The sequence below is a fragment of the Streptomyces sp. NPDC048584 genome (genome assembly GCF_043199595.1).
Taxonomy (GTDB): domain Bacteria; phylum Actinomycetota; class Actinomycetes; order Streptomycetales; family Streptomycetaceae; genus Streptomyces; species Streptomyces edwardsiae.
In genome coordinates, this window is the sequence record NZ_JBICWF010000022.1 from 41,688 (window position 1) to 55,332 (window position 13,645).

Below are 13,645 nucleotides of genomic sequence, written 5' to 3' on the forward strand. Positions count from 1 at the left end.
ACTCCGTCACTCTTCCTGGTCGTTGCCGCCCGGGTTGTCGAGATCACTGTCGACATCCTCGAAGATGTCCATGAAATCGTCGGCGGTGATGCTTTCGAGGTTCTTGCCCTGGCTCTTGGCCAGCTCGTCGATGGTGTCCCACAGCGCCTGCTCGAGGTCCTCGAACAGGATGGTCTGGTCGTCCAGGATGCGGACCACCTCGCCCGCGCCCTGCTGGATGACCTTGTTCAGGGCACCGCCGCCGACGGAGCTGTTCTCACCGGCCATGAGGCCGATGACGAGCGGCTTCGCGGAGTCGATCGTCGTCGTGGAGATGCTGTCCGCGATGAACGAGATCGCCGGGCCGGCGGTCGGACTGTCCTTGAGGATGTTCTCCAGCGTCGTACGGAATCCGTCGATCTGGTTGTTGATGAAGTTCTTCAGGAATGCGCTGTCGAGGACCGTGACGGCCACGAGATCACCCTTCCGTCACCGGCCGGCGTCAGCGGCTGCCGATCCTGATGTCGCCCCACCGCTGCGACAGGTTCTGCTCCGTGTAGCGGTAGTTGGAGGAGATGTCGGTGAGCAGGCTGGAATGGTTGGCGAGCAGGTTCTTGATGTTCTCGACAGCGTTGTCCCACTTCGCCTGGACCTCGCTGTAGACCTCCCTGTCGTCACCGATCCAGCTGTTGCGGAGTTCGGCCAGTTCCATCTCCAGGTTGGCCAGAATGCTCATGATCGCCTGGGACTGGCCGACCATGTCTTCCGACGCGCCTTCGGCATGGTTGTAGTCGACGTAGATATAGCCGTCGGAGAAGTCCATCAGAGTCCTCGATTCACCGGGAGAATCACGAGAGTTGAAGGGCTACGGGTAAGAGGCGGCGGGGTCAGCCGGCCGATGTGCTGGTGCCGTTGAGCTCGTCGAACACGGCCGTGGAGCGGCTGTACTCGGCGTCGATGGCGTCACTGGTGGACCCCTGCACCAGGCCGTGCTCCCGGAGGGTGCCGTTGAGCTCGTCGACCATCCGGTCCAGGTTGATCAGGATCGTGTCGACATGCTCGTCCCACTGCTCCAGCAGCTTCTTGTACTTGCCGCCGTCCGCGCCGCCGTAATTCGAGGCGAGCGTCTGCGAAGTGGTCTGAACATCCTGCTGACAGCGCTGAACACCGGTGAAAGCCTGTTCCAGCGCCATGATCCCATTACGGGTCGCGGTTTCCTCGGACTGCTGCATGGCCATGAGAGAACTCCCTTGTCGGCGAAACTCACCGGTCTGCGGCCCCCGGCGTCACCCTGCGGGCAGACAGGGCGCCCCGCGATCAGGACTGACTCACCGGGTTGCTGGGGTGGCCAGATGCTATGCAGGCTGCAACTTATTTGGCAATTGCTTGCGGAACGCTGAACTCCCCTATGCAAAAGCTCGATTGAGCATTCCCCGGCCATTCACGGCGCTCATGTGAGCATCGCGGGGAATCCGGCCGGACAGACCGGACATCGGGGCCGCCCGACTGAACTCCAGGTGACCGCGCGGATCCCAAAAGTTTCCCTTCCGGCCGACCGCCGGGGACCCCCGCCTGCCCCTACTGCCCGGGACACCGCAGCGTCACATGCGCCTCGCCCTCGGACGCCGACTCGGGGGTCAGATCGGGGCCGCTGGGCAGCATGGCCAGCATCGGGGACGGCATCGTCCGCGCCGAGACGCCCTCGTAGCCCAGTGCCTTCACCGCCTCCTGGGACAGCAGCCGGTACTTCACGCCCGCGTCCGTCACCAGGTACGTCGTGTCGCCCAGCGCGCTGCCGCTCGCGCTCAACGCCCTGACCAGCGCGCCCTTGCCCGCCCGTACGGCGATGGAGTCGACCTTCAGACAGCCCGGTTCGACCTCGGGCGCCGGTGTCTGCACGGTCTCGGGCAGGGCACTCTCGGGCAGCACCGAAGTACCCACCCGTACACCGGAGTCGGTGGAGTCCACCGCCGCGCAGGCCACGGAGCCGGGGGCGGCCGTGACCGCCTTCGGGGGCTTCGCCGGCAGTCTCGCCGCACCCGGTCCGGAGGCCTGCGCGCCGGGGGCGAGATGCCCGGCCAGGGTGTCCGCGCCGAGCGTCACCACCGTCGCGGACCCGCCGCCGTACGCCTTCTCGCGGGTGCGCGGGTCGCCCAGCAGGAGGGTCGCCCCGGTGTCGGTCAGCGGGACCAGGCCCTCCTGGGTGAGCAGGTGGTAGCGGGCGGCGGAGCCGGGTACGCCGACCTTGAAGAGCTGCCCGATCGTGGTGCTCCGCCCGCCCAGTTCGGGGCCCTTCTCGCCCCGGCCGGGTACCTCGGCGGGGGCCAGGTCGGGGCCCAGGGGGAAGGCGTCGAGGAACGCCGCCGAGACGGGGCGCGGGGTGATGTCGCCGTAGCCGAGCGCCTCGGCCGCCTTCACCTCGGCGTCCAGGCGCAGCCGGCTGCCCTGCCAGAGCAGATAGATGGCCTTGTCCGGGCCGGTGACGAGCATGCCCTCGTCCTCGCCGAGCCGTCGGCCGCCGGGCACGTCCCCGGCCGCGTCGGCGCCGAGGGCGAGGGTGGTGGTCGCGGTGACGACGCCCGTCGTACGGGGGCGGACGGCCGAGCACACCAGCCACGGCGCGCGGTCCAGGTCGCCGGTGCCGGGCAGGGCCTCGGGGCCGTCGGGGATGCCGATGGGTGTGCCGTGCGGGGTGCCGGCCAGTGAGGACGTGCCCACCGTCGTGACGCCGATGTCACCGCCGGCGACCAGCCGGGCCGACGCGTAGTTGCGCACCGGGCGCAGCCGCCCGTCCAGGTACAGGTAGCGGGCGCCGGTCTCCTTGTCGACGACCAGGTTCTCCCCCGACCGCCACGAGTCGTTGCCGCCGGGCTTGATCAGGCCGAACACGAAGGCGCCCGCGCACACCAGCACCGCGATGACGACACCGATCGCGGCGCCCCGGTTGGTGCGGCCCAGCGGGCTCTCCGGGGCGTCGGGCTCGGCGCGCAGCATGGCCGAGGCGAGCCGTCCCATGATGAAGAGGTGGGCCTGTACTTGGTCACGTTTGCTGTGCATGTCGCCGTGTCTCCCGGTCAGCCGTTGATGCCGCGCAGCCGGCCGTAGACGCCCATGGACCAGAGCGTCAGCGGCAGGATGGCGAGGGCGGCGAGTGAGTGCAGCAGCTCGGCCGCGCGTCCCCAGTACGGGACGAGCCGCCGTCCGGGCACGGTCCACGAGGCGATGGTGAGCGCGGCGGTCAGCCCCAGCAGTCCGGCCGTCAGGGTGAGCCGGTCGGCCGGGGCGAGGGAGCGCGCGGACGCGAGCAGCAGCAGGACGACACCCCAGGCGCCGGCCGTGGTGAGCGCGAGGCGCTGCCAGACATTGCCGAGGCCGCGGCTGTGCAGCAGCAGGAGCAGGGACAGGGCGACGACGGTGAGGATCTCGGCGGGACCCGGCTCGGTCAGCAGCGCCGCCGTACAGGGCAGGCAGACCACGCCGATGGCGCTGTAGAGGGCGGTCATCCAGCCGTCCGCCAGCGCCGAACGGGCGTCGACGTCCGTCGAGGAGTACGGGTCGATGCCCTGCTGAAGCTGCTGCACATTGGTGGGCAGGGGCGGCATCCGCATGCCGGCCAGCCGGAACGACAGCGACGGCACGAACCCGCCGAACAGCACCACCACGACGGCGACCACCGCGGCCGCCTGCTGCGGCGCCAGGTCCAGGGTGATCAGGGCGGCGCCGAGCGCGCCCGCCGCCGCGACGACGGCCGCGCCGATGAACAGCGCCGCATACACGCCGACGGCGGCCAGCGCGAGCACCGCGCCGGCGCCCGCGGCGGCGGACGCGGCCAGCAGCCGGGCGCCGAGGACGGCGTCGCCGTCGGCGCCTCCCAGGTCGCCGCCGGGCAGCAGCCAGCCGGCCAGGGCGAAGTAGGGGGCCGCCGACAGACCGAGCACCGAACCCGCCCCGGCGTCCCCGACCGCGCGGGAGGCGGAACCCGCTCCGGCGATGAGCAGCAGTCCGGTGGCCGAGGCGGCGACCGCCCGTATCCAGTCCGCCGTGCCCGGCACGGCCAGCAGCACGAGGCCCAACGCCAGGGTGGCGGCGGCCAGTCCGAGCAGCAGCCGCCGGCCGGCCTCGGGGCTCCAGCCGTGCGGGCGGCGGCTCATGCCGTCGGCGATGCCGTCGACCAGGTCGTCGATGTGCACCTCGGGCAGCGCCTCGGTGCGCGGGCGCAGACAAAGCTCCTCTCCGTCCCGCAGACCGAGGGAGTCCAAGGTACTCTCGGGGTCGAGCGGTGGACCGCCGAGGCGTTGGAGTACCCAGCCTCCGTGCTCCAGGCCTGATTCCTCCAGGTCGTCCCCTCCGTAGCCGATCACTGTGGGCAGCAGATCGGCGACGGGGACATCGGAGGGCACGGCCAGGTCGACGGTCCTGGCCGGTGCGCGTACGGTGACGCGGCACAGGTTTGCCGTCTGAATCTCAGTCATGGGTTCGGGTTTCACACTTTCTGGCGGACCACGGCATGCGCGGTGGCTGGAAGGTGGCAGCGGCACACCGGTCGGTCGCCGAACGCGACGGAAAAGTCGGACGGGGCATGCGCCGACGAGTTTGACCCGACGCCGGGCTTTTCGCAACATCACTCCGGGAGTTCAGCGTCAGGGAACCCCGTGGTCATTCTCCCGCCGCCGTCGCGCGAGAATCTGACTCTTTACGACATGACCCGCGACGTTCTCGCGACGTTCCCGCGGAATTCCTTCCGAAATCATTGAGGAGGACGTTCGTTGAGCGTGATCCTGTTCCGCCGCCCGGCCCGCCGCAAGGGGCCGGAAATGCCGTCGGGGGAACTGAGTCTTCAGGAGCCGCCCACACTTCCGGAAGTCGTGCCGGACAGTTCCGCGGTATGGACGTATCTGCCGATGGCGCTGATGTCGGTGTCCATGATGCTGATGTTCATGCGGCCGGGAATGAGCCGCAGCAGCGGCGGATTCATCTACATCGCGCTCGGTGTGATGGTGATCGCGTCGGCGGGCATGATGCTCGGTCAGGTCATGCGGCGCAACGGCGAGCGCAAGCAGCGGATGAAGGGCGAGCGCCGGGACTATCTGCGCTATCTGCGGCAGACCCGGCGCATCGTGCGGACGTCCATCGTCGAGCAGCAGCGCGCGCTGGCCTGGCGGCACCCGGAGCCCGACGCGCTGTCGTCGCTGGTGCGCAGTACCCGGCTGTGGGAACGGCGGTCGTCCGACGAGGACTTCGGCGAGGTGCGGATGGGCGTGGGCGACCAGCGGCTCGCGATGAAGCTGACGCCGCTGTCGACCAAGCCCGTCGAGGATCTGGAGCCGCTGTCGGCGCACGCGCTGCGCAGCTTCACCCGCGCCTACTCCACCGTCCGCGACCAGCCCATCGCGATCTATCTGCGGGCCTGGTCGAAGGTGCTGTTCCGCGGTGACGAGGAGCGGATACGGGCCCAGGTGCGGGCGCTGCTCGCGCAGTTGGCGGTGTTCCACTCCCCCGACGACCTGTGGATCGCGCTGTGTGTGTCGGACGAGCGGCGCTCCGAGTGGGAGTGGGCGAAGTGGCTGCCGCACAGTCTGCACCGGCACGAGGAGGACGGCGCCGGTCCGGCCCGCATGATCGCGTCGGCCTTCACCGAGCTGGAGAACCTGCTCGGCGCCGAGTTCCTGGAGCGGCCGGGCGCCGACCCGGACGCGGTACCGGGACGTGAGGAGCCGTACACGGTCGTCGTGATCGACGGCTGCACCGTGCCGGCGGGGCACCGCTTCGACGGGCACGGCTTCCGCAACGCGGTGGTCCTCGACCTCACCGGGGCGGCGCTCTCCTGGAAGCCGGGACGGACCACGCTGCGGCTGGAGGTGGACGAGGGCGGGGTCGCGCTGGTGCGTACCGACCGGGACCGCAAGGAGCAGTCGACGGTGCTCGGCCGGCCCGACGGGCTGGGCACGGTGGGTGCGCTGGCGCTGGCCCGGCTGCTGGCGCCGTACCGGATGAGCATGGGCGGCGACGACTCCAGGCCGCTCGCCAACGACGTCGAGCTGACCTCGCTGCTGAACATCCCCGATCTGCACCGGCACGACCCGGCCACGCTGTGGGAGAAGGCGACCGGCAGTGCCCGGCTGCGGGTGCCGATCGCGGTGAGCGGTGAGGGCCGGCCGGTGGAGCTGGACATCAAGGAGTCCGCGCAGGGCGGTACGGGGCCGCACGGCATGCTGATCGGCGCGACCGGCTCCGGCAAGAGCGAGCTGCTGCGCACGCTGGTGCTGGGCCTCGCGCTGACGAACTCCTCGGAGACGCTGAACTTCGTCCTCGTCGACTTCAAGGGCGGTGCGACCTTCCTCGGCCTGGACGAGCTCCCGCACACCTCCGCGGTCATCACCAACCTGGCCGACGAGGTGGCGCTGGTGGCCCGTATGCAGGACGCCCTGCACGGGGAGCTGATCCGGCGCCAGGAGCTGCTGCGCGCCGCCGGGAACTACACGTCCGCGCTGGAGTACGAGAAGGCGCGGCAGTCCGGTACGCCGTTGCAGCCGCTGCCGAGCCTGTTCGTGGTGGTCGACGAGTTCAGCGAACTGCTGGCCTCGCACCGCGACTTCATGGAGCTGTTCGTGATGATCGGCCGGCTCGGGCGCAGTCTCGGCGTGCATCTGCTGCTGGCCTCGCAGCGGCTGGACGAGGGCCGCATGCACCAGCTGGAGAGCCATCTGTCGTACCGGATCGGTCTGCGGACGTTCTCCGCGATGGAGAGCCGGGGTGTGCTGGGGGTGCCGGACGCCTACGAGCTGCCGGCGCAGCCGGGTGCCGGGTTCCTCAAGAGCGGTGTCGACGCGCTGACCCGGTTCCGGGCCGCGTATGTGTCGGGGCCGTACCAGCGGCGGCGGGCGGTGGCGCAGGCGCAGGTGGCGCGGCAGGTGGTGCCGTGGACGGCGGAGTGGGTGGTGCCGCGTGCCCCCGCCGACCCGGATCCGGCGGGCGGCTCCGAGGAGCCGGAGCCTTCGGAGGAGGGGGACGGCGGGGAGGAGACGCTGCTGTCGGTGGCGCTGGAGCGGCTGCGCGGTTCGGGGCCGCCCGCCCACCAGGTGTGGCTGCCGCCGCTGGGCCGGCCGGCCACCCTGGACCAGATCCTGCCCCCGCTGGCCCCCGATCCGCGCTACGGCCTCACCACGGCGGACTGGCCGCGGCGCGGGCGACTCACCGTGCCGGTGGGGGTCGTGGACCGGCCCTTCGACCAGCTGCGGGACCTGCTGACGGTGGACCTGTCGGCGGCCGGCGGCCATGTCGGTATCGCCGGCGGGCCGCAGAGCGGCAAGAGCACCCTGCTGCGGACCCTCATCACCGCACTGGCCCTCACCCACACCCCGCGTGAAGTCCAGTTCTACTGCCTGGACTTCGGCGGCGGCACGCTCGCCGCACTCGACGAGCTGCCCCATATGAGCGGGGTCGCGGCGCGGGTCGACACCGAGCGGGTGGGCCGTACGATCGCGGAGGTCACCACGCTGCTCGCGCGGCGGGAGCGGTTCTTCCTGGAGCACGGTATCGACTCCATGGCGACGTACCGCAAGCGGCGGGCGGCCGGGGAGTTCCCCGACGAGCCGCACGGTGACGTGTTCCTCGCCATCGACGGCTGGGCCACCGTGCGCCAGGACTTCGACCGGCACATCCCCACGTTCAACGCGCTGGCCGCGCGCGGGCTCAACTACGGCGTCCATCTGATCGTCACCACCGCCCGCTGGGTGGAGCTGTCGTCGTCCGTGCGTGACCAGACGGGGACGCGGCTCGAGCTGCGGATGGGTGATCCGATGGACTCCCAGATCGACTCCCGGAAGGCGGCGGCGGTCCCGCGCAGCGCGGGGCGCGGTCTCACCTCGGACAAGCTGCACTATCTGTCCGCGCTGCCGCGCGTCGACGGGGTCGAGGACTCCGACGACCTCGCGGACGGGGTCGCCGGGCTGGTCGCCGCGATCGCGGAGAACTGGACCGGGCCGGCGGCTCCGCGGGTGCGGATGCTGCCGGCGAAGCTGCCGGTCGGGCAACTGCCCGAGCCGGAGGGCGAGAACGGGCTGCGGATCGCGATCGGGCTGGACGAGAACGAACTCGAGCCGGTGTGGCACGACTTCAGCGAGAACCCGCATCTGATCGTGGTCGGCGACACGGAGAGCGGCAAGACGAATCTGCTGCGGCTGGTGGCGCGGGGCATCACCGGGCGGTACACGCCGTCCGAGGCGCGGATCATGACGGTGGACTACCGGCGGGAGCTGGTGGAGAGCGTGCCGGAGGCGTACCGGCTGGGGCACGCGGTCTCCCTCGACATGCTGCGGGAGCTGGTGGACGGGGCGGCGCGGGCGGTCAAGCAGCGGGTTCCGGGGGAGGACATCGCTCCGTCGCGGATGCGGTTGTGCGACTGGTGGCAGGGGCCTCGGCTGTTCATTCTCGTCGACGACTACGACATGGTCGGGGGCGGGCCGATGACACAGCCGTTCGCTCCGCTGCTGGACCATCTGGCGCTGGGGCACGAGGTGGGGTTGCACCTCGTGGTGGCGCGGTCGTCTGCGGGGGCGGGGCGGGGGTTGAACGAGGCGTTGCTGCGGCGGTTGCAGGAGGTCAATACGCCGGGGCTGTTGATGTCGTGCCCGCCGAGCGAGGGGTATCTGTTCGGGAGTGTGAAGGGGCGGGAGCTGATTCCCGGGCGGGCGGTGCGGATTGCCCGGCGGAAGACCTTGCAGGTGCAGACGGGGCTTGTCGAGGGTGCGCTGTGACGTGGGCGGGCGTCGGTTGGGGTGAGCGGGGTGCGGGTTGCCGCGGTGGGGCGGGTTGCTCGGCCCGGCGTCTGCGGGGCGCGGCTCGCTGTGGTGGGGCGGGGGGACGTTGCGCAGCCCGGCGCTCGCGGGGTGCCGCCGCGCCCACCCGTGCCGCCCTGGGGGTCCCCCCTCTGGGGGAGGCGCGATTGCCCGCGGACAAGCGGGGTGGGCGTCGGCCGCTGCCCGCGGGCGGTGGCAAGCGGCTGGTCGCAGGCAACGCGGTGTGGGTGCTACGGGGTTGTCGGGGGGCGCCAGTCTCTGGTGCGGCCTCGGGGGATCACCGCTGCCAGGGCTGCCAGGAGGAGGACCATGGCGAGGGCCGTCGCCGCGATGGTCAGGGAGCGGTTCTGGGGGGTGGGGTTCGGCGCGGGCGGCATGTCGGCCGGGGAATCGGGGCCCGCGTGGGACGTCGCCCTGTCCTGGAGGAGGGACAGGGACGCGTACGGGTCCAGGCGGGGGATGTCGGACGGGTAGGCCGAGTCGAGGAGCCGGCGGGTGACCTCGGGGGCCGTGAGGTCGGGGTGGTAGGCGCGTACCAGCGCGGCGGCGCCCGCTACCGCCGCCGCGGCCAGCGAGGCACCGGAGCCGATGTAGTGCCCGGAGCCCTCGGGGGCGACGCTGACCATCTCGCTGCCGGGCGCCGACAGGGCGGGCCGGTAGGCGGGCGGCGCGCTCTTCTGCCGTACGCCGCCCGGCCCGAAGTCCACCACGGCGAGCGCGCCCGGCGCGGCGGCCGGCCAGTACGGCCCCTCCGGCATCTGACCGTCGGGGCCCAGTTCCTCGCGGGGTACGGCGTCGGGGGCCGCCGGGGCGATCACCAGCGCGTCCCGCCGGGTGGCGTGGGCGACGGCGGCGGTGATCCGGGAGCCGATGGGCAGGACCTGGCCCACGTAGATGACCTGTGCGCCGCGGTCCGCCGCCGTACGGATGCCGTCGGCGACCCGCTCGGCCGAGGGGACCCCTCGGTCGTCCGTGCCCCGCAGGGCGAGGATCTCCGCCTCCGGGGCGATCCCGGTGATACCGCTCCCCTTGCGCGGTGCCGCCGCGATCAGGCCCGCTGCGAACGTGCCGTGGCCCACGCAGTCCTCTTCCGCGCCGCCGACGTGCGTGACCCTGCCCTCCAGGCCGGGCACTTCGGAGGCGACCCCGCTGTCCACCACCGCGACGGTGACCCCGGCGCCCCGGGAGATCCGCTGGGTCCGGGACAGCCCGAGCGCCTTCTGCGACCACGCCGCCCCGGTGGCCGTCCGGTCCGACGCCCCGGTGCACGCGCTGTCCTCGCCGAGCCGGACGGGCAACGGTGGCAGCAGTGTGGCCCCCGGCTCGTCGGCGCCCGGCAGCACGGCCGGCGCGGCGAGCGCCGGCCCGCCCATGACCGGCAGCACCGCCACGGCGACCGCCAGCACCAAGCCCGCACCCCGACGTTTCATGACATTCCGCATACTGCGCATGATATGCACACAACATGTCCGGCGCACAACGCCAACTACCGCAGAGCACAAGGAGGTTCGAGGCGTGGCACGCCACATACTCACCGTCGACCCGGAACGGTCGGACGGCTTCCAGACGATCGGTGAGGCCCTGGCCCAGGCGCGTACCGGGGCGGTGATCCGGGTCCGTCCCGGCCGCTACGCCGAGAACCTGGTCATCCGGCACCGGGTGACGATCGTCGGCGAGGGCGAGCCGGGCACCGTCGAGCTCTGCCCGCGCGACGGCACCGCCGTCACCCTCATGGCCGACGCCGTGATGCTCAGCGCCCTCACCCTCCGGGGCCGCGACAAGGAGGCCGCGGTCGTGGACGTACCGGCCGGTCAGGCCGCCCTCGACGACTGCACCGTCACCGGTTCCGGATGGACGGCGCTGCTGGTCCGTGGCAAGGGCTCGCTGGCCGCGCGCGGCTGCCGGATCGCCAACCCGGGCGGCGCCGGGCTGGTCGACTCGTCGGAGAGCGAGAGCGTCGTCGAGGACTGTACGTTCGAGAACTTCGGCACGTCGGCGGTGGTGCTCGGCGAGACGGCCGGGCCGCTGATCCGCGACTGCCGCATCCGGGGCGCGCGGGCCAACGGCGTCCTCGCGAGCGGTGAAGCCCGGGGGACCGTGGAGGGCTGCGACATCTCCGGCACCGACAAGCCTGCCATCGCCCTGGAGGGCCACAGCTCGACGCGGGTGCTGCGCTGCGCCGTGCACCACACCTCGGTCGGTCTGCTGGTGACCAGCATGTCCCGCCCGGAGATCGAGGAGACGTCCTTCGAGTCGATCGGGCAGAGCGGCATCGTCATCTCCGGCGGAGCCGACCCGGTGCTGAGCGGCTGTGTCACCCGGCGTACCAGGACCAGCGGACTGCTGGTCCTGGACCGCTCGCGCGGCACGCTGGAGGGCTGCTCGTTCCACGGCTCCACCGAGGCCGCCGTACGGGTCGTCGAGGGCAGCGCCCCGCTGCTGCGGGACACCGTGGTGAGCGACTGCGCCGACACCGCCGGGGCGGTGCAGCTGTGGGACGACTCCACGGCCGAGTTCGAGCATCTGGAGGTCCTGGACGCGGCCGGCGTCGGCGTCTCCGTGCGTACCGCCGCGAACCCGCTGCTGCGCCGCGCCCGGATCACCGGCGCGGGCGGTCACGGTGTCGAGTTCACCGACGACGGCCGCGGCCGGCTCGAGCACTGCGAGATCGAGTCCGCGGGCGGCTGCGCGGTGAGCATCGACGACGACTCCGACCCCGAGATCAGTGACACCGTACTGAGCTCCGCCGCCCGCTCGGGCCTCGTCGTCGGCGAACGCGGCCGGGGCACCCTGCGCGACTGCGAGATCGGCGACAGCGCCGACGCCGGCGTGGGGGTGCGGGACGGCGCGGAGATCACCCTGGAGCGGGTCCGGGTGCACGGTTCGCGGGCGCACGGCGTCCAGGTCTCGCGCGGCGGCCGGGCCACCCTCGACTCCTGCGAGATCAGTGGCAGTACGGGCGACGGCATCCGGATCGACAGTGCCGAACCCGTCGATGTCACCCGGTGCGTCGTACGCGACAACCGTGGTGCGGGACTGCGCCAGAGCCGGGCGAGCGAGCGGCTCACGGTCGAGGTGCTGACCAGCACGGACAACGGACTCCAGGACAGCTGGGGCGAGACGGCCGAGACCGGCGGCGAGGACGGCGTCCCGGGCGGCCCCGGCAGGAAGGAGGAGCCCGAGGGCCCGCTGGCCGAACTGCGGGAGCTCGTCGGCCTGGACAACGTCAAGCACCAGGTGAGCACACTGGTCAATCTGAACCAGCTCGCGGAGCGCCGGCGCCGGCTCGGCATGCCGGTCCCGTCGATGAGCCGCCATCTGATCTTCGCCGGGCCGCCCGGCACCGGCAAGACCACCGTCGCGCGCCTCTACGGCAGCATCCTCGCGGACCTGGGCGTGCTCAGGAGCGGGCATCTGGTAGAGGTCGCGCGCGCGGATCTCGTCGCACAGGTCATCGGCGGCACGGCCATCAAGACCACCGAGGCGTTCAACTCCGCTCTGGGTGGCGTGCTGTTCATCGACGAGGCCTACACCCTCACCCCCGAGGGGGCCGCGTCCAACGACTTCGGCCGGGAGGCCGTCGACACCCTGCTGAAGCTGATGGAGGACCACCGCGAGGACGTGGTCGTGGTGGCGGCCGGCTACTCCGGCCAGATGGAGTCGTTCCTGACCGCCAACCCCGGTCTCGCCTCCCGGTTCACCCGCACCATCGAGTTCGGGAACTACGCGGTGGAGGAACTGGTCACGATCACCGAAAGCCTGTGCCTCAGGCACCAGTTCGAGCTGGGGCCGCTGACCCGGGAGGCCCTCGCCGTACGCTTCGAGCAGATGACGCGTGACGCGACGTTCGGCAACGGACGTGCGGCGCGGGCCGTGTTCGAGGACATGGTGGACCGGCAGGCGTTCCGGCTCGCGGCGATGGCCGACCCCGCGGAGAACGACCTGACCCTGCTCCTGCCGCAGGACGTCGGCGACGCGGAGGCGGCGGCCGTCGGCGTCGGCGAACCGGCTTCGCCGGACGACGACACCTCCGACCCGATGGCCGAACTCACCGCCATGGTGGGGCTCGCGGCCGTGAAGCGTGAGGTCGCCGACCTGGTCAGCCTGCTCACCAACGCCCGCCAGCGGATCGCGGCGGGACTGCCCGCGCCCCGGATCAGCAACCACCTCGTCTTCAGCGGCCCGCCCGGCACCGGCAAGACCACGGTCGCCCGCCTCTACGCCAGGCTGTTGCACTCCCTCGGGGTGCTCCCCCGCGACTCCCTGGTGGAGGTGGCGCGCGCGGACCTGGTGGGCCAGTACGTCGGCCACACCGCCCAGCGCACCAAGGACGTGTTCACCGGCGCGCTCGGCGGGGTGCTCTTCATCGACGAGGCCTACACCCTCACCCCCGAGGGCTCGGCCAACGACTTCGGCCGCGAGGCCGTCGACACCCTGCTGAAGCTGATGGAGGACCACCGCGACGAGATCGTGGTCGTCGTCGCCGGATACACCGAGGAGATGGAGCGCTTCCTCGCCTCCAACCCCGGACTGACGTCCCGGTTCTCCAAGTTCGTGACGTTCGAGGACTACAGCACGGACGAACTGGTCACCATCCTGTCCAAGCACGCCGCGGCCTCCGGTTACGAGTGTGCCGACGCCACGGTGGAGGCGCTGCGCGCCCATGTGGACGCCATTCCGCGCGACCGGTCCTTCGGCAACGCGCGCCTGGCCCGGCAGTTGCTGGAGTCGATGATGACGAGCCAGGCCCGCCGGCTGGGCGGCCTGAGCTCGCCGAGCCTCGCCGACCTCACCACACTGCTGCCGCAGGACCTCCCGCCCGCACGCCGCCAGGAGGCGGCCCTGTGACCCGCTGACGGCCAACGCCC

At 71.7% G+C, this 13,645-nt stretch carries 8 protein-coding genes; 2 read left to right on the top strand and 6 right to left on the bottom strand.

Annotated elements, in window-relative coordinates; translation table 11 throughout:
- Positions 1-6 precede the first annotated feature (6 nt).
- From ACGFR9_RS33840 to eccD, 5 genes are all read right to left on the bottom strand, one after another.
- The gene (locus ACGFR9_RS33840; RefSeq protein WP_393216496.1) at positions 7-453 is read right to left on the bottom strand and encodes a type VII secretion system-associated protein; all 447 of its coding nucleotides are present in this window, start codon (positions 451-453) and stop codon (positions 7-9) included.
- A 28-nt stretch (positions 454-481) separates the two neighbouring features.
- The gene (locus ACGFR9_RS33845) at positions 482-802 is read right to left on the bottom strand and encodes a WXG100 family type VII secretion target (protein ID WP_030216479.1); all 321 of its coding nucleotides are present in this window, start codon (positions 800-802) and stop codon (positions 482-484) included.
- 64 nt (positions 803-866) lie between these two features.
- Positions 867-1,217, bottom strand: a complete 351-nt coding sequence (locus ACGFR9_RS33850; protein ID WP_393216498.1) for a hypothetical protein — start codon at positions 1,215-1,217, stop codon at positions 867-869.
- Positions 1,218-1,557: 340 nt separating this feature from the next.
- Entirely contained in the window at positions 1,558-3,036 is a 1,479-nt protein-coding gene (gene eccB, locus ACGFR9_RS33855) for a type VII secretion protein EccB (protein WP_393216500.1), read from the bottom strand.
- Positions 3,037-3,053: 17 nt separating this feature from the next.
- Complete coding sequence (gene eccD / locus ACGFR9_RS33860) at positions 3,054-4,451, bottom strand: type VII secretion integral membrane protein EccD (RefSeq protein ID WP_393216502.1); 1,398 nt, start codon at positions 4,449-4,451, stop codon at positions 3,054-3,056.
- A 300-nt stretch (positions 4,452-4,751) separates the two neighbouring features.
- On the opposite strand from eccD, the gene eccCa reads away from it, so the two are divergent.
- Positions 4,752-8,735 (top strand): type VII secretion protein EccCa, encoded by a 3,984-nt coding sequence (gene eccCa, locus ACGFR9_RS33865; RefSeq protein ID WP_393216561.1) that lies wholly within the window; start codon positions 4,752-4,754, stop codon positions 8,733-8,735.
- A 272-nt stretch (positions 8,736-9,007) separates the two neighbouring features.
- Here the strand turns inward: eccCa and ACGFR9_RS33870 are convergent, their stop codons facing one another.
- Positions 9,008-10,207 carry a S8 family serine peptidase gene (locus ACGFR9_RS33870; RefSeq protein WP_393216504.1) on the bottom strand — a complete coding sequence of 400 codons (1,200 nt, stop codon included), beginning with the start codon at positions 10,205-10,207 and terminating at the stop codon, positions 9,008-9,010.
- An 85-nt stretch (positions 10,208-10,292) separates the two neighbouring features.
- Between ACGFR9_RS33870 and ACGFR9_RS33875 the strand changes: the two genes are divergently transcribed.
- Complete coding sequence (locus ACGFR9_RS33875) at positions 10,293-13,625, top strand: right-handed parallel beta-helix repeat-containing protein (RefSeq protein ID WP_393216506.1); 3,333 nt, start codon at positions 10,293-10,295, stop codon at positions 13,623-13,625.
- Positions 13,626-13,645 lie beyond the last annotated feature (20 nt).

Bases quoted from the DNA above. Each gene is read 5' to 3' on its own strand.
- ACGFR9_RS33845 (WP_030216479.1), bottom strand. From the start codon at position 802: ATGGACTTCTCCGACGGCTATATCTACGTCGACTACAACCATGCCGAA.
- ACGFR9_RS33850 (WP_393216498.1), bottom strand. From the start codon at position 1,217: ATGGCCATGCAGCAGTCCGAGGAAACCGCGACCCGTAATGGGATCATG.
- eccB (WP_393216500.1), bottom strand. From the start codon at position 3,036: ATGCACAGCAAACGTGACCAAGTACAGGCCCACCTCTTCATCATGGGA.
- eccD (WP_393216502.1), bottom strand. From the start codon at position 4,451: ATGACTGAGATTCAGACGGCAAACCTGTGCCGCGTCACCGTACGCGCA.
- ACGFR9_RS33870 (WP_393216504.1), bottom strand. From the start codon at position 10,207: ATGAAACGTCGGGGTGCGGGCTTGGTGCTGGCGGTCGCCGTGGCGGTG.